Origin of the sequence: Tunturiibacter psychrotolerans (genome assembly GCF_051013365.1) — a bacterium.
GTDB classification, from domain to species: domain Bacteria; phylum Acidobacteriota; class Terriglobia; order Terriglobales; family Acidobacteriaceae; genus Edaphobacter; species Edaphobacter psychrotolerans_A.
This window is the reverse complement of sequence record NZ_CP132941.1, coordinates 1,295,590-1,316,930: the sequence shown is the minus strand read 5'-3', so window position 1 is coordinate 1,316,930 and position 21,341 is coordinate 1,295,590. Positions and strand designations below refer to the sequence as shown.

Below are 21,341 nucleotides of genomic sequence, written 5' to 3'. Positions count from 1 at the left end.
TGAACCGCTCGGTGCTGCAATGCTGGACTTCGACTGCGGGATTCGATAAGGATTTTATCCCGCCATTTATCTTCGCTGTGGTTAAAGGATGAAAGAGGTCGGGAATTGCTGTAGATTTTGCTATGCAGTTTTGCTGTCAGGAGGACGTGGTGAAGAGATTTGGCTTGAGGGTTCTGGCGTTTTGTTTTGCTTTGATGATCTTCGGCGGTGGTTTTCTGTTCGCGCAACAACCGCCGCCAGAACAACAGCCGGCCAACGTCGCGGGTAAGTGGACGCTGTACTGCAAAGACCCGAACGGAAGCACCTCTTCGAAGTTTCTTGAACTGCAGCAGAAGGGGAATGTGATCTCCGGGCATTTCAAGGGGCCGAACCAATCTGGGGGCGTGGAAGGCACGATTGACAACCAGCATCTGGTGGTTCGAACAAAGACGCGCGATGTGTTGACGTTTCGCGGGAGGGTGGATGGCCCGCGAGTTGAAGGCGTGGTTCAAGGCAATACCTACAACGGCAACTTCCACGATCGTGGAGGGACGGGTTCGTTCCAGGGAGAGCGAACGAACTAAGGGCTGTTGAGTTGTTCGGCATGGCTGCCAGCCTTAGTGGCGGCGGCTATTCAAAAGCTTCTGTTCTTATTGCTCGCAGGGGAGCCGATTGGACGAACCGGCTCCCCTGGTTGATGACGGTGTGGAGCTTACTTTGCTGCTTTTGGTTTGGCTGCGGAACCCTGGACGATGAGGTCGTTGTCGACGCTGAAGGTGCCGGGGGTTGAGTTGGCCTGCATGCCTGCAATGGCGGAGTCGGATTGATTGAGGACGACGCCGTAAAGGGTGACGTTGCCGTTCTTCACGATAATGTGGATGGCGTGGTAGCCCATGGGCGGCGTGTTGGTGATGCCTCCGGCGGCGAGGGCGATGCCGGCGCCGGGTCCGATGGCGCGGCCGATGCTGCCCTGGTTGGCGTTATATTTGCGCAGCGAGGGCTGGGTATAGATGTTGTTGTAGACGGCGGCGCGGATGCGGTCGTCCATGGGGGAGTAAGGAAGGACCTCGATCTCGTTGTCGATCGAGTCGATGCCCTGGATCTTTTTGACGGCGTTTTCGGCGTCACTCTTCAAGACGGGGCGGGAGGCGTAGCCCCTTAGGATGAGGGTCTTTCCTTTAATGCCGAAGGTGAGCCAATCGAAGACGCCATAGGTGGTCAGGTTGGCGAGCTTTTGTTGAACCTCTTTGACGATGCGAAGGGTGTCTTCCTGCGACCAGGTGGGGTTGGCCGCGGGAGCGGGTTCCTGAGCGATGAGGGGAGCAGAGAGTGTGAAGATGAGAGATGCAGCAAGGGCCGGGATCACGCGATGGGTTGAACGAGTCATTTTTTTCTCCGGTTGCTATGGATTTAGCTTCCCGACAGAAAGATACGCTGTGCCGGGAGTGGAGTCCATAGTCGGAGAACGATTCGCGGTTATTGGGCGTGGTGGTGACGGGGATTGAAGTCGAAGATGTAGACGGCGGCGAGGGTCGCGGCCTTGGGGCTGATGCTGCCGGAGGCGACGGTGGGGGTGTTCCAGTGTTGATATTGGAAGTCGACTTTGACGGCCAGCTGATGGGTGAGGTTGTAGTCGAGCCCGACGCCGGGGGAGAGGACCAGGGTGTTGGAGCTGAGATAGCGAACATTGCCGAAGATGTAGCCGCCGCGGATGTAGTCGATTCCGCCGCGACCGATGAGGAAGTTGGCGTAGGGGTGGAGACGACCGATGGGGTAGTCGAATTTCGGGCCGAGGAGGAAGTTTTTCTGACTGCTGATGGTGCCTTCGTCGATGGGGTAGGAGCCGCGAATCTCGGCGGCGGGACGGAAGCGACGGAAGGTGAGAACAGTGATGTCGGCACCGGCGGTGATGTCGAGGTTTTTTCCGCCAGCGAGGTCGGTAAAGGTGCCGGTGCCTCCGACGAAGGCTGAGAGTTGAAGTTGCTGGGTGGCGGTGGGCTTGCTCTGCGCGAATGCGTTGCGGGCCAGGGGCAGCGCGGAGAGCAGGGCCAGGCTGGTCAGCGTTTTTTTGAACTTCATTTGATCCTCTGACTTCTGTTTTCTACGTAACGCAGTGCGGTCGCTGTGAATGGCTCGTCGCGTAGAGTGCGGGCGTTGCAGGAGTGTCTCCTTAGGAGAGTTATCGGCTTGTTGGCCGTAATGCTTATTACCTTTGTGCAATACTTTGGCTGATGGAACTCTGGATTGGGCGGCTGGTTCGGTTGCTGGTGGCACTGGCTATTGCGGCTGGGGCGTTGTGGGTGGGGGATTGGGCGGTGCTGCGTGCGCGCGTGTCGCATGGGACGGCATTTGCGACGGTGCAGGTGAATCAGTTTCTGGCTACTCCGCTGAAGGGCAGCAAGATGGAGTATGACTACATGGGCACGGTGCCGGTGACATGCAGCCGGTCAATCTTTCCGCAGCAGGGGAATTCGGCCTGCTGGTGGGTGGAGCGACATAAGGCGCAGTGGGAGTGATAACGCAGGATTTCGATTCGCGAGGCTAGAGCTCGAAGAGTATCTGGAGGATGTGGCGGGCCAGGTCTTCGGGTTGATGGAAGCGCTTTGGGTTGTCGTCGAAGGCGTCCTGAACGTAGAGGGCGTCGTCGTCGGTGACCTGGAAGGCGAAGTTGCGGGACTTGCGATCGATTGCTGGATCGCCGGCTATGCCGAGACCTTTGGCGTAATCGAGAGTGATGGTGGGGTCGTGATGGGTGATGCGGGCGTCAAACCAGGGAAAGCGGCTCCGGGTGAGTTTGACCTCGGTGAGACCGGTGGTCTGGATGATGGTTTCCGAGGCGGTGACGTCGCCCTGAAGCTGACGCTTGATCTCGGCCACGTCTTCTTCGAGACAGGAGACGAATGCGGCGAAGAAAGGCTTGCCCTGAGTGGTGATGATGCCTGCCTGGTGTTGTGAGCGACCGTACTGTTCTGCTGCTTCGTGGGATTTTTGCTTGATGTCCTGGGCGAGATTCGCGATCCACTCCTTTGCCATGCTGGTGACGACTCCTTCATCCTTTTGGCTTCGCTTGAAAGGCTTGCGAAGAGGATGTTGTTGGTTGGATGGCAGAGGCGGACGAAAGGCAGTATGAGCGGGGCGGGATGATTTTGGTTGCCGGCTGTGAACGAGGAAGTATATGGTGTCGCCATGCTTGGCGGACGGAGTTGGGAGAGTTGGATCGCGGAGTACTCGGAGAGCCATCAGCATCCGCTGAACAGGCTGACGCATACGTTTGGGATCCCGATTATTATTTTGTCGCTGCCGGTGCTGTTGGCGACCATTGTGTGGCACCGCTTGTTGTGGATAGGGGTGGGGTTGTTTTGCTTTGGGTGGCTGCTGCAGTTTGTGGGACACGCGATTGAAGGAAAACCTCCGGAGTTTCTGAAGGACTGGCGATTTCTTCTGGTGGGGTCGCGGTGGTGGGCGGCGAAGATGCGCGGGAAGGCTTAGGGTCTTCGCGGGGGCACGCCGCTTCGGAGCAGTGTTGGGAAACTTCGATGACGAATGAGTGGGTGGCGCTCGCCTGTTTTTCTTTTTTTGGCGAGTGCGTCTCGTTGTTGGTGGTTACGGCTGCCGCTTTTTGTCTCGGTACAACTTTTGTGGCAGCTGTGCGTGCCAAAAGGTAACTAGTTCCGTAACAAATCGCAGATAAGCTGGAGACGAATTCGTTGCTGATCCACTGACTCTTTGAAGTTGTGGAAGACATGCCTCACTTTGTACGAACGCGGGGTCGCTCATGCAGCATAGATTGAAGTGCTTTCCTTCTCCGAAGATTGCATTGATGTTGGGCTTCTGCGCCTTTATGAGCGGATGCGGATCGGGTTACGACAAGGGTTTTCCGTCGTCGATCTGGACGACTGGCAGTACGGTGAGAGTTAGCCAGACGTTGCAGTTGGGGACCGAGACTGGCGTTACCGGGTCGCCTCTGACGTACTGGGTAAACGGGGTCAAGGGTGGGAACGCACAGTTTGGGACGGTCGATAGCAAAGGTTTGTATACGGCGCCAGCGCTTGTTCCGACGCCTGATAATTCGGTGACGATCACCAGTCTTGCGAATGCATTCCCGCAGGATACGCCCGGGATGGCGAAGGTCAGCGTTTTGAATCCGATTCCGATTATTAGTTCGGTGACGCCCTCCATGTTCTCTGAGGGGACTTCCACAATAACGATCATCGGGGCGCAGTTTATTTATGGTGCGCAGATTTTTTGGAACGGAGTAGCGGTTCCGACGACGTTTGTTTCGAATACTGAATTGGCTGCATCGATCTCGGCGCCTAATCCTGGGACCTACTCGTTGATGGTGAACAATCCCGATCCGGGTTCGGCGAATTCAGCGGTTGTCTCGGAGGTTGTGGGACCGGGGAAGGTTGTGCTCGTCCTGCAAACGAATGCCGGCACCACTGTGCGGGTTACAAACAGCGTGAAGATTGGGTTGACGGTGAGTGGGACGAACAATACGGGTGTGACCTGGACGGTGAATGGTACTCCCGCGGGAAACGCGCAGATAGGGACGATCGTTGCGAACGCAGACGGTAGCGTAACCTACACGGCTCCCGCGATTGTTCCGACGCCGAACAATGTTGTGCAGTTGACGGCGGTCAGTGTGGATGATCCGACTGTGTCGATCAGTCAAAACATCTCGGTGTACAACCCAATTCCGATTTTGAATTCTGCTGCGCCGATGGCTTTTGATGTCGGACCGTCGACGGTTGTTCTTACCGGCAGCAACTTTATCAATGGGGCGCAGGTGTTGATGAATGGTGCGCCGGTGCCGACTACATTCAATAGCGGCGGGCAGTTGACCGCAACTGTCAGCCCGACAGATCCGGGTGATCTTGATCTTCAGGTTTTGAATCCGAGCCCTGGGCCGGCGACTTCGACCGATCTGATTGCGCAGGTGAACGGCACGCCGCCGGTGCCGCTGGTTTCGCCGGAGGATGCGTCGCGCTTTCTGGCGCAGGCGACCTTTGGGGCGACGGATGGTGACATCCATCATCTGTCGAAGATTGGCTATACGGCGTGGATGAATGAGCAGTTCAATATTCCTGCGACATTGCATGAACCTGTCGTCGAACAGTCTTTGGTGCTGAATAATCCGCTGTGCGCTGTGGGTGATGTGAAGTGCAATGCGGCTCTTTTTGTGCAGAACGATGGGGATGATGCCTATCTTGAGGGGAGCTTCTGGCAGCAGGCGATAGCGGGAAGCGATCAACTGAGACAGCGTGTGAAGTATGCGTTGACGGAGCAGATGGTGGTTTCGAGCCAGGACTTTGCGCTGGCTGAGATGCCGCGCGGCATGGCGAACTACTACGACGTGCTGGGAGCGGATGCGTTCGGAAACTTTCGACAGCTTCTGGAAGATGTGACGTTGAATCCGATGATGGGGCAGTACCTGTCGGTGATGGGCAATGACAAGGGAGACGCTACGCGCGATCCCGATGAGAACTATGCGCGTGAGGTGATGCAGCTGTTTACGATTGGGCTCTATCAGCTCAATCCGGATGGCACGCAGAAGTTGGATCAGACGGGGCAGCCGATTCCTACGTATTCGAATCTGGATGTGATGGGATTGGCGAAGGTGTTTACCGGCTTTAGTTGGAATATACCGGGCGATCAGAGCAACACGGCGTGGTCTAACTGCTGCGCGTATGTCGGGACTGGGTTCGGCGAAGACATTTTGCCGATGCAGAGTTTTCCGAATCATCACTCGACGGAGGAGAAAGATTTTCTTGGAGTTACGATTCCGACGCAGTCGAACCCTGATCCGGTGGGGGATTTGAAGATCGCGCTGGATACGCTGTTCGATCATCCAAATCTGCCGCCGTTTGTTTGCAAGCAGCTGATTCAGCATCTGGTGACGAGTAATCCGAGTCCAGCGTATGTGGGCCGGGTGTCGGCGGTGTTTCAGGATAACGGGGCTGGGGTTCGCGGAGATATGAAGGCCGTGCTGACGGCGATTCTGTTGGATGACGAAGCGCGCAATTCCGCTGCGGCGAGCAGTAATCCGCAGTATGGGAAGGTGCGTGAGGCGCTGATTCGCTACGTTGAGTGGGCGCGGGCTTTTACGGCGCAGTCGCGGAATGGTTCTTACAATCTCGGGAGCACGGAAGACCCGATCTATGGATTGGGCGAGATGTCGCTTCGTTCGCCGAGCGTCTTCAACTGGTTCGCGCCGGGATATGTTCCGCCGGGGACGAGCATTGCGAAGGCTGGGTTGCTGGCGCCGGAGATGGGGATGACCGATGTGTCGACGGTCGTCGGATATCTGAATTACATGCAGAGTGCGATTGGAGCGGGTGCGACTACGGGGCCTGACGTTTTTTCGAACTACGCGACGGAGATTGGATTGGCGGGTACGCCGGATCAGTTGCTCGATCGTATCAATCTGCTGTTGATGGCTGGCGAGATGGATGGGACGCTTCGCGGCCAGATTCTTTCTGCGGTCAATTCGATTGCGATACCGACGGGAGATCAGAATGCGATCAATGCTGCACTGGCTAACCGCGTGAAGACGGCGATTTTTCTAACGATGGCATCGCCATCTTTTAGTGCGCAGTTTTAGACGGAGAAGATGATGAATAAGCACGAACTATCGCGGCGGCAGTTTCTTCGAACAGCGTCGATGGCATCGATGGCCGGGTTCTCTGTGAGTCCATTTCTGCTTGAACTTAACTCGGTTGCTGCGATGGCGCAGCAGAGCAGTCCGACGGACTATCGCGCGCTGGTCTGTATCTTTCTGGCTGGCGGTAATGACGGGCATGGAACGGTGATTGCGACGGATGCGGAGTCGTTCAGTGCCTTTACGACGGCGCGGTCGGGAGCGCCGGGACTTGCTTATAGCCAGAGTAATCTTCTGCCAATCGTTTTGAAGACGCCGCAAAGTGGGCGCACGTTTGCATTGAATCCATATTTGACGGGAGTGCAGAATCTTTTTAATGCCGGGCGTGCAGCGATTGTTACAAATACGGGGACTTTGATCGCTCCTACGACTAAGGCGCAGATTCAAGCTAACTCGGTTCCGTTGCCGGCCTCGTTGTACTCGCATTTTGATCAGACTGCGGCGTGGCAGGCGATTACTGCGAATGGCGGGAGCGCGGTTCACGAAGGATGGGGCGGGGCAATGGCAGACATCATTGCGTCGATGAATTCGAATGCCGCGTTTACGTGTATTTCGACGTCGGGAATCGCTTTGTTTCTGTCTGGGCAGACGTCGTTTCAACTCAATGTAACGTCTGCAGGCCCGATACCAATCTCCGGTCTGGCGAGTCCGCTGTTTGGGCAACAGGCTGGATCGAGTGCGCTGTCATCCATTCTTTCTGCCGAAGAGACCAACCTTTTTGCGAAGGAGTACGAGGTGATCATCGGCCGCTCGATTGCGGCACAGGCTAGCCTGGCGAGTTCGATGTTGCCTGCTGGGCCGGGAGGAGTGGCGAACCCGCCGCAGTATCTCGATCCGGTGCTGAATAAGCTGACGGACAATTCGCTCGCTATTTCACTACAGACCGTAGCGCGAATTATGGGTGGGAGAAGCAGCCTGGGAGTGAGCCGTCAGATATTTTTTGTTCAGCTGGGCGGCTTCGATACGCATGACAATCAGGCACCGCAACATGCGCGCCTGCTGACGCAACTGGGTGAGGCGCTGGAGTATTTTGATACGGCCATGACGACCGCGGGTCTGAATAGTCAGGTGACTACTTTTACTGCGTCGGATTTTGGCAGGACGTTGACGGCAAACTCGGACGGGACGGATCACGGTTGGGGGAGCCATCACATTGTTACGGGGGGGGCCGTGAACGGTCAGGATATGTATGGGCAATATCCGGTGATCGGCTCCAACCAGGCAAATGATATGGGAGCCGGTCGGTTAATCCCTACAACTTCTGTTGAACAATATGCCGGCACGCTTGCGCGCTGGTTTGGACTCTCGGATGGTCAAGTCAAACAGGTGTTTCCGAATTTCTCTAACTTTGGCTCGAACCCATACATGGGATTTTTGAGCTAAGGATCTGTCGCTATGCGGTCTGGTAGCACACTGAGCGCAGCCGATTTGCAGATTCAGGGAGTTTTCCGAACGGGCAATGAGCTGTCGCTATCGTGAGTTCGGCTCGAGTCTTCGAATGCTGTTCCATCTCAAGCAAAAAGAGATGAACCACTGATGACGGAGCGCGAGCATCTGTCGCATATCTCATGCAACTTACGGGTAATTTTCCATTCCGGGACAGTTGCCTAAAGTCATGATTACCAAAGGGCAACATCCCGTGTTACCTGCGATCTCTGGCGCTTCCTCCCCACTTTGGAGCTACGTCGCAACCTCCATCTGCTGTTGAGCTCCAGAGGTGAAACCATGCACGCTCCTGTTCGATTTGATGTAAAGCTTTTCTGTCTGCGTTTGTCTCTGGTGTCGTCAACCGATCGGGACAATGCGGATCTGCGCTCCCTAAGAGGACGGCTTCAGTCGCGAGTGTGCATCCTGCTAGCTCTTCTGGTGTTATGCGGAGCGGCGACATACAGCTACGCGGCGCCGGTGACCTTGCCTGGGGTGACTGTCGTGGGGAATACCTCGGCGGCTCAAACAGTTTCTGTTGTCGTGACGGCAAACGGTCAGTTGGGAAAGGTTAGCGCGCTCACGGGCGGCGTTGCGAATCTTGATTTTGCGATTTCGGGGACTGGGACCTGCTTGACCGGGAGCACGCTTGTTGTGGGTCAGACCTGCAGCTTTCCGGTGACGTTCAGCCCGAAGTACCCCGGTCAACATATAGGAGCAGTGGCTCTGTTCGATCCGACGGGGTTGCCATTGGGTAACACATGGCTGGTGGCGACTGGTAGCGGACCGCTTGCCCTGTTTGTGCCGGGCATCATCAAGACGGTTGCCGGAGACGAATCGTGGATCTACCGGGGGGACGGGCAGCCCGCTACAGCTTCGCCGATCTTTCTTCCGTTCGGACTGGCGGTGGATCCGGCTGGAGATATATTCATTGCCGATTCAAGCAACAACCGCATTCGACGTGTGGATGGCGGGTCGCAGTTGATGTCGACGGTGGCGGGTAACGGCGACGCGGGCAACACGGGCGACGGCGGCTTGGCTACGATGGCTTCGCTTAGCCTTCCGACCTCGGTGGTTCTTGATGGAGCGGGGAACCTGTACTTTGCCGATAGCAATAATCATGCGATTCGCATGGTCACGGCGGCGACGGGAATCATAACGACGGTAGCGGGTGTGCTGGGATCGCAGGGTTACTCGGGCGATGGCGGGAGCGCGATTCATGCTCATCTGAATACGCCCGATTCGGTTGCGATCGATCCGGTGAATGGCTTTCTCTATATTGCGGACAGCGGAAACAATGTTGTACGGCGCGTCGATCTTTCGACTGGGATCATCTCTGGGTTCGCGGGCAACCACATTGCAAACTATGCAGGGGATGGGGGGCAGGCGACGAGTGCGAGCCTAAACGGACCGTGGGGCGTAACGGTGGGCCCGGATGGCCAGATCTATATTGCCGACCAGAACAATCACAGCGTGCGCAAGGTCGCGCTCGACGGGACTATTACGACGATTGCGGGAAATGGAACCTCGGGGTTCACCGGCGATGGCGGACCAGCAAGTGGTGCTGTGCTGGACAGCCCGGCGGGGACCGTGATCGACGCCGCTGGAAATATCTACATCTCTGATGCGGGCAACAACCGGGTTCGGAAGGTGAATGCCGTGACCGGCGAGATCGACACGGTTGTCGGTAGCACCCTGGAGTCGTTCAGCGGTGATGGTGGACCCGCGAATGCGGCGGGTATGTATGGACCGTACGGAATGGCGCTTGATGGAACAGGAAATCTCTACGTCAGCGACGTATTTCACAACCGGATACGCCTGGTTCAAAGTATCAATGCCGTGTTGAATTTTCCAGCGATTCGAGTGCAACGCGTCTCAAGCACTCAAGATCAAGAGCTTGAAAATGATGGTAACGCTGCGCTGAACATTTCGGATCTCAACCCTGGCGTCAACACACAACTGGACCCGGTTGCTACGACCTGCTTGACTACTGCGCCGATCCCTTCGGCTTTCAACTGCATTATCGGTGCACAGTTTGCGCCGACGGTGATTGGCAACCCGGTGAAGGGAACGATTACCGTCCTGTCGGACTCTCCAAACAGTCCGCAGACGGTTACTCTAAGTGGCCAGGTTCTGACGCTTGATCCATCGACCATTACGCTGAACACCAGCGGCTCTCCGTCTGCTACTGGGGCGCTTGTGACGTTCACTGTTGCGGTGACGAGCACGGGCGTAACACCGACTGGCACTGTCACTTTTCTTGATGGATCGACGACGATTGGGACCGCTACTCTGAACAGCTCTGGCGTGGCGGTGTTTCCGACGCTGTCCCTCGCGAGTGGAACCCACATCATCACGGCGAGTTATGCCGGAGATAACAATACTGCACCGGCAACATCCGCGCCTGTAACTCAGATCGTAAAAGATGGGACCACTACTACCGTAACGTCGAGCCTCAATCCCTCTTCGGCACAGGCCAACGTGACCTTTTCTGCGCTCGTGGTTGGGACGTCGGGGATTCCAACAGGGACCGTTACTTTTAACGATGGGGGAACGCATCTCGGGACGGTCACTCTGAATGCATCCGGAGCGGCTAGCTTCAGCACGACTTCGCTGATTGTTGGAACCCATCACATCACGGCGAGCTACAGCGGAGATGCCAATTCGATCGCTAGCACGTCGACGCTTACCCAGGTCGTTGCCGCTTCCTCGACTGCGACTACATTGATTACGAGCAACCCAGATGTTCCGTTCGGAACACCTGTCACTTTTACAGCGAGCGTTACCAGCGGTGGCTCGGTGACACCGACGGGCACAGTTCAGTTTGAGGATGGCACTACGATTCTGGGGACGGTGACCCTGGACATTCACGGTTCGGCTGCTCTTACTCTTTCGACTTTGTCAGTGCAAGGATATTCGATTCGCGCCGTGTATGGAGGCGATGCGAATAATGGCGCCAGCACTTCTGCCGCGGTGCAGGAGACCATTGAACAGATCACGACGACGACTAGTGTTACGTCGAACTCGGCGAATGCGCCTGCAGGGTCGAACATTCAGCTGACTGCCACAATTACGCCAGGGTCGTCGGCGCCATCGAGTCCGATCACCGGGACTGTGACTTTCATGGATGGCGCGACGACTCTAGGCGCTGCCACAGTGAGTGGCGGTACGGTGACCATTACCCTGAGTTCGTTGGGAGTTGGACAACATTCGATTTACGCAATCTATGGTGGGTCTTCTATCTATGCCGGAAGCATATCGCCGACGATGACGCAGAAAGTACAGCAGGCGGTGACATCGGGAACACTGATTGCGTCGGCCAATCCGTCGGTCGCCGGAAAGAGCGACACGCTGACTGTTTCGATCACGAGTAATGGAGGCGTTCCAACTGGCATCGTGACCTTTATGGATGGCACGACAGTGCTCGGCACGGCTGCGCTTAATGCGCAGGGGATTGCGAGCTTTACGGTGCCTTCTTTCTCGACGGGCACGCATTCGATTACGGCCGTGTACCTGGGAGACAACAATAATCTCGGAACGACTCCTGCGCTGACGCTGACGGTTCAGCAGGCGACAACGGGAGTTGTGATTTCAACTTCGGGAAGCCCATCGACTGCAGGGTTGCCGATTACATTGAGTGCGACCGTTACCGGAAATGGCTCCGCTCCAACTGGCTTTGTGACCTTTTACGATGGCGCTGCTGCAGTTGGTACTAGCCCGATCAACGCTGCTGGTCTCGGAACACTATCGTTGTCGTCTCTTACGGTGGGCTCTCACTCGTTGACCGCTGCCTATTCGGGAGATGCTTATAACGCAACCAGTGTGTCGCCGGCGATTACGCAGGTTGTCGTGAAGGCGACGACGACGACTGTCTTGACGGCGAGCGCTTCGACGACGCCAGTAGGCGCTCCCGTGACGTTCACTGCGACTGTGACCGGAAGCTCGGGCGCGTTGGGCGGGACTGTTCAGTTCATGGATGGATCTACGGTGATCGGCAGTCCTTCCCTGGCGGCGAATGGAACAGCGGTGTTCAGCACGTCGACGTTGATAGTGGGGCAACACATCATTACGGCTGTTTATCTGGGCGATACGAATGATTCGGGGAGCACATCAGCCGGGCTGACACACATCGTCTCACCGGTGACGAGTATTGGTCTTGCATCGAGTCAGAATCCGGTTAGCGCCGGTGCGAATGTGACGTTTACGGCGGCGGTTGGAGGCTCGGAGCCAGCGCCGACCGGGGTTGTTACGTTCCATGACGGCTCTGCGACGTTGGCTGCGATCACGCTCAATGCGGCGGGGGTTGCGGTGTTCAATACTACGAGTCTGGCTTTAGGTACGCACTTGATCACGGCCTCCTATGGTGGAGACGCGAACAATAATTCGGCACTCTCTTCGACTCTGAATGAGTCGGTGCAGCGTGCGACCACGCAGACTTCAATGGCGGTCAGTGCGGTGACGTCGACGGTAAACTCTACCGAGACCCTGACTGTCACCGTTACCGGATCGGGCGGTATACCTGGTGGACAGGTGACGTTCCTTGACGGCACGTCGGTGCTCGGCACAGCCATCCTCAGCGCGAACGGCTCCGCAACTCTCTCTGTTTCGAGTCTTGCACTCGGTCAACACACCTTGTCGGCAAGCTATGCGGGAGATACGAATGATGCGGCGTCTTCCTCTCCGCCGCAGACGATTACGGTGAATAAAGGCGCACCGAGCCTGACGCTGGTATCGAGCAGCAATCCCTCGGTGGCCGGGCTTCAGGTGGTCTTCACGGCAAACCTAAGTGGGACGACTGTCGCTCCGACTGGCAGTGTGACGTTCACGGACGGTACTGCGGTGCTTGGCTCTGCACCGATTGCAGCGAATGGAAGCGCTAATTTGCCGGTATCAACCCTCTCGGTGGGACAGCATACGATTGTTGCGACATACACAGGTGATGCGAATAACAGTGCTGCCACGTCGCCTGGCGTTGTGGAGACGATTCAGCAGTCTACGAGCGCGATCAGCCTTAGCTCTAATAAGAATCCTGCGCTTATTGGAGACGCAGTTACTTTCGCGATGATGGTGACTGGGACGGGGGCTCAGCCAACCGGTACGGTGGTGCTCCGCGACGGCGCCAACAGCATTGGCACGGTTGGAATTGATGCGAACGGTCTGGCTACTCTGACTGCCTCTACCCTATCGATTGGGGCGCATACGCTTATCGCAACGTATAACGGCGATTCGAGTCATCCTGGGAGTGTGTCAGGACCACTGCAACAAGCGATTCTGCAGCCCACTGCCAGCACTCTTGTTTCGAGCAGCAATCCATCTTTGTCGGCTACTCCAGTGACGTTCACAACGGTGGTGTCAGGTAGTGGTGGGTCTCCTGTTACAGGGACCGTCACATTCCGTGATGGGACGGTTGTTCTCGGAACGAGCATTGTGGCGTCGGGTACTTCGACGTTCACGACGAATGCTTTGAGCCCCGGGCAACACTCGATTGTTGCGACCTACAGCGGCGACAGCGTCAGCCAGACAAGCAGTAGCCCGGTGCTTATCCAGACAGTGCAAAACAGCAACACTACGACTGTGCTGACTACATCCGGTTCGCCGTCGGTGGCGGGAGCTTCTCTCACACTTACTGCACAGGTGACTGGCAAAGGGACAGCTCCCACCGGTCCTGTGACCTTCGAAGATGGGACCGCGGTCATCGGCACGGCTTCGGTCGGCGTCAACGGCATCGCGACTCTTACAACGTCCTCGCTCACTGCTGGTCAGCATATTCTTCTCGCGATCTATCAGGGCGACAGCAACACTCTAACCAGTACGTCCAATCCAGTTCTGCAAAATATCGAACAGCGTACTACGGTCTCGCTCACTGCGGTGAATAGCCTGGGAACCATCAGTGGGACGAGCAGCGGCCCAGCTCTAATTGGTAGCCCGATTACGTTTACCGTTTCGGTGACGGGCAGCAGTACGAATCCACTTACGGGCCTCGTCTCTTTGTCTGATGGATCCACTATTCTGGGTACGTCGGGTGTTAATAGCTCGGGGGTCGCGACCTTTACGATTTCGACTCTAACGCTCGGGTCGCATACTCTTACCGCAAGCTATGCTGGCGATACACAAAATTTCCCTGGCACTTCGCCTGCACTGACTGAAGTTGTGCAACTTCACACTTCGAAGAATACGCTGACGATCTCTTCCAGCACTGCCATAGAGAATAAGCCGTTTACGCTGGTTGCAACGCTGCAAGGTGACGCGGCCGTTCCTCCGTCGGGTACGGTGGTCTTCAGTTCTGGAAGTACGACGCTTGGCAGTGCGACTTTGAATGCTTCCGGTATTGCTACTCTGACTACCAGCCTGGGGTTGGGAACTTACAGTCCGATCGCGACCTACCAAGGGGATTCGCAGTATTTGGGGTCTGTATCGAGTCCTGTTTCTTTGACGGTGATTCCGGCGACCAACTTCACGATCGCTTTGAATCCTCCAACCATGCAGATGAAGAGCACACAGCATGGCACCATTCAGCTGACACTCACCTCGATTGAGAATTTTACCGATCAACTTTCGCTCGGCTGTGTTGGCCTCCCGCGCGCGGCTACCTGCACGTTTACTACTGATCAGGTATCGCTTGATGCGAATGGCAAGCAGACGATTAGCCTGACGATTGATACAGGCTCTCCGCTGACGGCTGGGAGCATCGCGAAAGCGGATGGACCCTCGGCTAGTGGTATCGCGCTTTGTTTCCTGCCAGGTGGACTCATTGTCGGGTTGACGCTTCTACGATCGAGGCGTGGCCATAAGCTGCTCAGCGGCCTTCTGCTTGCCTTGCTCTTTACGGGAGCGATGGCGATGTCGGGCTGCGGTGGACTCGATGTGCATGGGACACCGGCAGGCTCGTACACCTTCAATGTGACTGCTATTGGCGCCAAGACGGCGGCGACTCAGTCTGCTCCTATGACTTTGACGGTGACTCAGTGATCAAATGGTTTGATGGCTCACAGCCTCTTTGGAGATTGTCGAGAGTGCTCGTTGTTGTGGTGTTTCTTGCTGCTGCAACATCTCTCGTGAACGGCCAGGCGCTGCCAACTGCGACAGGGCCGGGGCCGCGATGGCTGGTGGGGGGGACCTACTCTTTCTTTGCGGCGGATTACGGCAAGCGCGATCTTGGAGGCGGGTCTGGCTTTGTCGATTACTCTCGCTCAGAGAGAATTAGTTACGAGGCTGAGGTTCGTTTTCTTACCATTAACGAAGAGGTGGGCACTCATCAGTCGACCTATCTTGTTGGGGGAAAATTTCCATATCGCAGACGATGGTTGACGGCATATGGAAAAGTTCTTGTTGGCGATGGGCACTTTCATTTTCCCTACGATTACGCGGATGGCAATTACTTTGTGTTGGCTCCTGGCGGCGGTGTTGATCTGGCGTTGGGCAGAAGCCGGTATAGTGTCCGGCTTGTTGATTTCGAATATCAATGGTGGCTCAATTTTCCGTTCGGAACGCTGCGCCCGTATGGAGCCAGTACGGGAATTGCTGTTCATTTTCACTAGCGGCTTGTGAATGGGATAGCTTCACGATTCGCTAATGGATGATTTCATCGAATCTGTAGACCTATTTATTTGGCGCTGTGGCGACAGCTACGAGCGAGTCCGCGCATCCGTAGTAAAGAAACCACCGGTTATGAAAGTAAACCAGACCTTCGGCGAAGGTGGTTCCCGCGGCGTATTGTCCGGTCTTCTCGTAAGGCATGATCGGTTTCAGGACAGGATTTTCTGTCTGTGCGAGGAGATGGGCGGGATCCTTGATGTCGAAGAGGGCCTCGCCGGCTGCATATGCGTTGGGGCCTAGATCCGGATCTCCGCCTGTCACTGCATTTTTTCCGTTGTAGAGGACGACGATTCCGGCGGCGGTCAGGATTGGCGGGGGTCCGGTCTCAGGAAACGTGCCGTCAAAGTGTTGAGGACGTGGGCGAAGCACTTCGATGGGATCGCCCTGTGCATGCTCGAGTGGACTCCAGTGAATCAGATCGCTCGAGGTCGCGAGATGGATGGCTCCTTCTCCCCAATACATCCAGAATCTTCCGTTGATTTTGGCGGCAACGAGGCGGCCGTTGTGGAGATGCGTTACGATCCCTGCCGACTTGTATTTGAGGTGGGCATACTTGGCGTTCGATGCGCTTGCAAAAGCGGGACCGTGCTTGGTCCAATGTATTAGATCGGGGGAAGTCGCGATTCCCACGGAGTAAGTACTGCGGTTCCACTGGGTGTACGTGAGGACGTAGGCGCCGTCACTGGTTTCGACGAGGCGCGGGTCTTCGACGCCGCCTGGCCATTCGCGAGACTGTTCAGTGTCTTTTGAGGGATAGAAGACGGGTTCGGCTCGTCGTGTGAAGTGAATACCGTCGTTACTCTCCGCTAAACCAAGACGTGAGGTGTGTTCACCAATCTGCATCGTTCCGGAGTTATCTTCTGCGCGGTAGAGGACGTAGACCTTGCCGTTGCGAACGATCGCTGCAGGATTGAATGTGTGAAGAATCTCCCAGTGAATCGGAGCGTTGAGGACAGGATCAGTGAAGGTCGACTGCGGATTAGGAGTGATGACGGGATTGCCGCTCGCAGGCCGGGTGAAAGGGCCGATCTCCCATGTGGCCGCACTTTGCGCAGGGAGGATGCTGGTCGTAAACAGAGTCGCTGTGATGATCAGCATGCGGTCTATTTTCATGTGGTCTAAAGTACAGTGCTCTAGAAGTGGTAACAAGGCATGATTTTAACGACGGATTTCGACGAGTGGTTATGGCGTTGGTTGCTTCTCCAAGGTGTAGGGAATGGCGAAGCGACCAATTTGAAGAATCGAGTTGATGGTGGGAGGCCATATGCGAAAGGATTCGACGCGTGAGCCGGTTGCCAGATGATGAGCGGTGACGGCACCATGTTCTCGTCCGGTTGCGGCATCGTAGAAGTTGACGATGAGATCGTCGTCACCACGGTGCCATCCGATTACGTAGTTGCCGGCAGTAAGTGAGAGGTTTCCGAAGGTGATGGGAGATTGAACCAAGAGGTAGTGGGAGTATTTTCCGTCGGCGGAGTAACCGGCGGTGATGAGAACGACACCCGCGATGATGTTTCCGCGCGAGTTGATGATGCCCGAGGCGGTGCGCATCTCTGTTTCGATGCGTTCTTTTTCGACCGGTGCGCGGGCTGGTAGAGCCATCTGCAACTCTGTTGGAGTCGCTGCGCGCCAGGAAGCCTTTGATTGGGCGCCGACGAACGACGGTGGCACAAGGATCAGGAGCAAGGCAAGGAGAGAGGGCTTCATTGGGCGGGTCTCATTTGAGATGTACGATACCTCGTTGGAGGGCGACGGTTGCGGCGTGAGTGCGATCGCTGACACCAAGTTTCCCGAGCAGGCTATTGATATGAGATTTGACTGTGGCTTCACTGATCTGCAGGTCGGAGGCGATCTCCTTATTTGCGCGGCCAGCCACGATGCGTTCCAGAACTTTCAGTTCGCGGTTGGTAAGGGCTTGAGTGCTCATTCTTTCGGCGAGCTTTTCCGCGATGGCGGGAGAGATGAGGGTCCTTCCGCTGTGAACTGCTTGAATGGTCGAGACGAGTTCGTCGAGGGTCATTCCCTTGAGGAGATAGGCTTTTGCGCCAGCCTGGAGGGAGCGGAAGATGTCTTCATCTCCGTCGAAGGTGGTGAGCACAATGAATCTTGCGGCGGGATCGTCTGCGCGAATCTTCAGGATGGCGTCAACTCCGCCGAGGTTTGGGAGCTGTAGATCCATCAACGTTATGTGCGGTTGCAAGGCCTTGTGGAGCTCGATTGCCTGAAGACCATCGCTGGCTTCGCCCACTACTTCAATGTCGGGGATGATGTTGAGCAGCGCAACTAGACCTTGACGAACGACATGATGATCATCCACTACGAGGATACGAATACGTTCAGGCATTGATTGCTGCCTCTTTTCCTTCTGTGATGGGTGCTGCTAGCGTGACGATGGTGCCGTTACCAGGACTACTTTCAATCGTTAGTTGAGCATGAATTTGAGCCGCGCGCTCGCGCATCCCCTGAATGCCAAAATGCCCGCTTGATGCAGGAGCATTTTCCGTCGCATCGAATCCGGCACCGTTGTCGGAGATGCTTAGTATTAATAAGGTTGCATCGTAGCGAAGGCTGATGGATACCTGAGTAGCGTTTGCGTGGCGGGCAGCATTTGCCAAAGACTCCTGGGCGATGCGGAAGACCTCGTCTTCAAAGGGTTGGGCGAGAGGGCGATAGGTGCCGGTGATGTTGAGTCGGACGCTGAGGTTCTTTTGATTGGACTGGTCAGCCAGGCGTGTGAGGCGTGTTGGCAAGCTGTTCTGCGCAGTAATGGCGCGTAGATTCCAGATGCTTCGGCGAGCTTCGGCTAGTCCCTCGCGGACGTAGGTGCGGGTCTGGTCGATTTGTTTTCTCGCTGCGTCAGGTTGAGAGTGGGCGAGAAGCTGGGAGGTGAGTTCGAGCTGCACGGAGACGCCGACGAAGCTTTGAGCGAGAGTGTCGTGAATTTCGCGGGCGACGCGGTTTCGCTCGGCGAGAACTGCCTGGAACTGCGATTGAAGACCCCGAACGCGGAGACGATAGAGTAGGAGCGCGATGGCGGCGGCGAGACCGAGGACGAGCGGGAGAAACCAGAGTCTGCGATAGAAAGGAGGTCGCACGTTGAAGATGATTTGCGCTCCAGTTTCGTTCCAAATGCCATCGTTGTTGGCTGCCTGCACGCGAAAGCGATAGTGGCGGGGCGGGAGATTAGTGTAGAAAGCGATGGGGCGTGAACCGGCTTCTGTCCATTGCTGGTCGAAGCCTTCGAGAAGGTAACGATAGCGGACTTTGGCGGGTGCCACGTAACTGAGGCCAGCGTATCCAAATGCGAAGCTGGTGTGACCAGGCGTGATATTTTGTTCGGCGGATGTCAGGGGCATGTCGACACCGTCTACTGTGAAGCGTTCGATGACGACCGGGGGAGGGATCAGGTTTTCCGTGAGGTGTGTGGGATCGGTGACTGCGACACCTTTGCGAGTCGCGAACCAGAGAAGTCCTTCAGTGGTTCGCCAGGCGGCGGGATGACCTACGCCGACAGCCTCTTCGGTGGGCATTCCGTCGGCGCGACCGTATGAGACTGGATGAGGATCGCAGGTTGATAGCAAACCACACCTGATAAGCGCTGCAGCTGAGACGCGGATGATGCCTCGACTGGAGCCTAGCCAGAGATTGCCGAGATCATCTAGGAGGATGGAGTCGATGGTCTGAGGCAGGTCGTTTCGGTGAAGGGAGATGACGCCTGTGTTCGTAAGGGCGCTGAGGCCGGCTCCTTTTGTTCCGATCCAGAGCGTGCCGTGAGGGTCTTCCGCAAGAGCGGTGATCGTGTCACCGGAGAGGCCGTCCGTTTTTGTGAAGGTCTTGATATGGCCATCGCGAAGGCGCGAGAGCCCGTCGAGTGTGCCGATCCACAGGTCGCGCGAGTTAGAGGCGTGGGATTTGAGAAGAGCACCGACGAGGTCACTTCCGAGGCCGTCAGAGTGGGTCAGTGTAACGAATCGATCGCCCTGCAAGTGTGCGAGACCATGGCGAGTGCCGATCCAGAGTGAGCCATCGTCGTCGCTAAGGAGAGAGCGAATCAGATCATCGGGTAGGCCGTCGGCGGAGGTGTAAGTTCGGATCTTCGTGCCGTCGATATGGTTGAGGCCGTCTGGCGTGCCGATCCACATAGTGCTGTCTGCCCCTGGGGCCAAAGCGAGAATGGTTTCACTGAGGAGGCCCGAGTGAGTGGACAGGTGCTGGATATTTCCTGCTTGCCATCTGTCGAGTCCGTCTCCGTCGGTGCCGACCCACATGGCGCCGTCGGATGCCTGTGTGATGGCAGTGATCAGGTGATCGGAGAGGCCGGGAATGGTGCGGAAGTTTTCGGGTCTTAGGATTTGGAGGCCGCTGGATTCTGTTCCGACCCAGAGATTCCTCTCCTTGTCTTGTGTGAGAGACAGGATGCTGTCGGAGCCGAGGGGCGCGACGGCTTGTGGATGGTTGCCGATTTTGTCGAGGGCGAAGAGTCCTCTGTTGGTGCCTATCCAAAGCGCTCCTTGCGAGCCGGCGAGAACAGACTGGATGCGCGAGGCTGGGAGGTCGTGGCCTGTTGTTAGAGTTCGGCTATGTCCGTTTTGCAGCACCGTGAGACTGGTACCAGTGCGCAGCCAGAGACTGTGCTCGGGGAGAAAACCAATGCCCTGAATCTCTTTTGGCGTAGAAGGCGAGCTGATTGGCAAAGGGAGAATTCGGCCACGGACATATTGAAAGATTCCGGAGTTCGATGCGATCCAAATGCTGCCGTCGTGTGCTGTGGCTATTGCGGATGGGACGGCAGAGGAGGGAAGGTAGATGGTTGAGAAGCGGCTGCCGTCAAAGCTGACGATGCCTTCGTTCGTTAGGAGCAGGAGTGAACCGTCGTCTGCGGCAGCGAGGTTGATGATGCGGCTGGAGGGTAAATCATCTGCGATAGAATAGCGGCGAAATGTTCCCGCCGAGTACTGGAGAAAGCCGTCGGATGTTGCGATCCAGAGCGGGCCAGTGGGACTTTGGGTGAAGCAACAGATGTCGTCGCCGGTGATTTCGGGAGTCGTTTCGTGGCTGAAGATTTTGAAGTCGGTGCCATTGAAGCGAGCTATGCCACCTTCCGTTGCAATCCAAATGTAACCGTCGGTGGACTGGAAGATCTGATGGACGCTATTTTGGGGGAGGCCGTTTTCTGTGGACCAGGATTGATTGCCCAAACTGTTTGGGTCCTGGGAGTGAGCGGACTCGCAGAGCAATGCGGTTCCGCATAGCGTCCAGAAGAGGGAAGAGCACAGGACGAGATGGAGGCGCGAAAGAGAATTCATGCGGACGTTCGATATGCGCGAAAGCATGATGGCTAGATTCGCTTCCATTCGGATGTTACGTATCTCCCGATCTGAGAATGCTTAAATTATTTCGGCTTCTTGTCGCGACAGGAATGCAGGTAGGCGACGAGGTCATCGACTTCCGATGCCTTCAGAATGTTGCCGAAGGACGGCATCTGGCGACCACCCTGTGTGATCTGAGTGCGGATCTGAGTTTTGTTCAGGGTGCGGCCTACTCCGGACAGATCGGGGCCTCTTTCGCCGCCTTGACCGTGGATGGTGTGACAGTGCTGGCAGCCGTTGTCGACGAACACGGTGGCTCCGTGTTGCTTTGCGGACTCCCCAAATGCCGGGAAATAAAACGTGGATGCCATAAC

Annotated in this window: 15 protein-coding genes; 7 read left to right on the top strand and 8 right to left on the bottom strand. The window is 56.3% G+C overall.

Going from position 1 to position 21,341, the window contains the following annotated elements; genetic code table 11:
* The first annotated feature begins 149 nt into the window (after positions 1 to 149).
* Positions 150 to 563 carry a hypothetical protein gene (locus tag RBB76_RS05325; protein WP_429628446.1) on the top strand — a complete coding sequence of 138 codons (414 nt, stop codon included), beginning with the start codon at positions 150 to 152 and terminating at the stop codon, positions 561 to 563.
* A gap of 128 nt (positions 564 to 691) precedes the next feature.
* Here RBB76_RS05325 and RBB76_RS05320 read toward each other — a convergent pair whose 3' ends face one another.
* Positions 692 to 1,366, bottom strand: coding sequence for a BON domain-containing protein (locus tag RBB76_RS05320; RefSeq protein ID WP_429628447.1), 675 nt, complete (start codon positions 1,364 to 1,366; stop codon positions 692 to 694).
* Positions 1,367 to 1,455: 89 nt separating this feature from the next.
* Positions 1,456 to 2,058, bottom strand: coding sequence for a hypothetical protein (locus RBB76_RS05315; protein WP_429628448.1), 603 nt, complete (start codon positions 2,056 to 2,058; stop codon positions 1,456 to 1,458).
* Positions 2,059 to 2,210: 152 nt separating this feature from the next.
* Here RBB76_RS05315 and RBB76_RS05310 point away from each other — a divergent pair, with 152 nt between their 5' ends.
* On the top strand, positions 2,211 to 2,495 hold the full coding sequence (locus RBB76_RS05310) for a hypothetical protein (protein WP_429628449.1): 285 nt from the start codon (positions 2,211 to 2,213) through the stop codon (positions 2,493 to 2,495).
* A gap of 25 nt (positions 2,496 to 2,520) precedes the next feature.
* On the opposite strand, the gene RBB76_RS05305 is transcribed toward RBB76_RS05310, so the two are convergent.
* On the bottom strand, positions 2,521 to 3,012 hold the full coding sequence (locus RBB76_RS05305; RefSeq protein ID WP_429628450.1) for a hypothetical protein: 492 nt from the start codon (positions 3,010 to 3,012) through the stop codon (positions 2,521 to 2,523).
* Positions 3,013 to 3,138: 126 nt separating this feature from the next.
* Between RBB76_RS05305 and RBB76_RS05300 the strand changes: the two genes are divergently transcribed.
* The 5 genes from RBB76_RS05300 (at position 3,139) to RBB76_RS05280 (ending at position 15,600) form a co-directional block, all read left to right on the top strand.
* Positions 3,139 to 3,468, top strand: coding sequence for an Mpo1-like protein (locus RBB76_RS05300; RefSeq protein ID WP_429628451.1), 330 nt, complete (start codon positions 3,139 to 3,141; stop codon positions 3,466 to 3,468).
* A gap of 286 nt (positions 3,469 to 3,754) precedes the next feature.
* Positions 3,755 to 6,580: a DUF1800 family protein gene (locus RBB76_RS05295; protein ID WP_429628452.1), complete on the top strand. Its 2,826-nt coding sequence runs from the start codon at positions 3,755 to 3,757 to the stop codon at positions 6,578 to 6,580.
* Positions 6,581 to 6,592: 12 nt separating this feature from the next.
* Positions 6,593 to 8,020, top strand: a complete 1,428-nt coding sequence (locus tag RBB76_RS05290; RefSeq protein WP_429628453.1) for a DUF1501 domain-containing protein — start codon at positions 6,593 to 6,595, stop codon at positions 8,018 to 8,020.
* Positions 8,021 to 8,362: 342 nt separating this feature from the next.
* A complete protein-coding gene (locus tag RBB76_RS05285) occupies positions 8,363 to 15,031 on the top strand; it encodes an Ig-like domain repeat protein (RefSeq protein WP_429628454.1) in 6,669 nt (2,222 codons plus the stop codon).
* A 44-nt stretch (positions 15,032 to 15,075) separates the two neighbouring features.
* A complete protein-coding gene (locus tag RBB76_RS05280; RefSeq protein ID WP_429628455.1) occupies positions 15,076 to 15,600 on the top strand; it encodes a hypothetical protein in 525 nt (174 codons plus the stop codon).
* Positions 15,601 to 15,661: 61 nt separating this feature from the next.
* Here the strand turns inward: RBB76_RS05280 and RBB76_RS05275 are convergent, their stop codons facing one another.
* From RBB76_RS05275 to RBB76_RS05255, 5 genes are all read right to left on the bottom strand, one after another.
* Entirely contained in the window at positions 15,662 to 16,756 is a 1,095-nt protein-coding gene (locus tag RBB76_RS05275) for a glycoside hydrolase family 130 protein (RefSeq protein ID WP_429628456.1), read from the bottom strand.
* A gap of 84 nt (positions 16,757 to 16,840) precedes the next feature.
* Complete coding sequence (locus RBB76_RS05270; protein ID WP_429628457.1) at positions 16,841 to 17,365, bottom strand: hypothetical protein; 525 nt, start codon at positions 17,363 to 17,365, stop codon at positions 16,841 to 16,843.
* 10 nt (positions 17,366 to 17,375) lie between these two features.
* A complete protein-coding gene (locus RBB76_RS05265) occupies positions 17,376 to 18,002 on the bottom strand; it encodes a response regulator (protein ID WP_429628458.1) in 627 nt (208 codons plus the stop codon).
* Positions 17,995 to 21,012 carry a sensor histidine kinase gene (locus RBB76_RS05260; protein ID WP_429628459.1) on the bottom strand — a complete coding sequence of 1,006 codons (3,018 nt, stop codon included), beginning with the start codon at positions 21,010 to 21,012 and terminating at the stop codon, positions 17,995 to 17,997. Before RBB76_RS05260 ends, RBB76_RS05265 begins: the two co-directional genes overlap by 8 nt.
* 38 nt (positions 21,013 to 21,050) lie before the next feature.
* Complete coding sequence (locus tag RBB76_RS05255; protein WP_429628460.1) at positions 21,051 to 21,338, bottom strand: c-type cytochrome; 288 nt, start codon at positions 21,336 to 21,338, stop codon at positions 21,051 to 21,053.
* Positions 21,339 to 21,341: the final 3 nt, after the last annotated feature.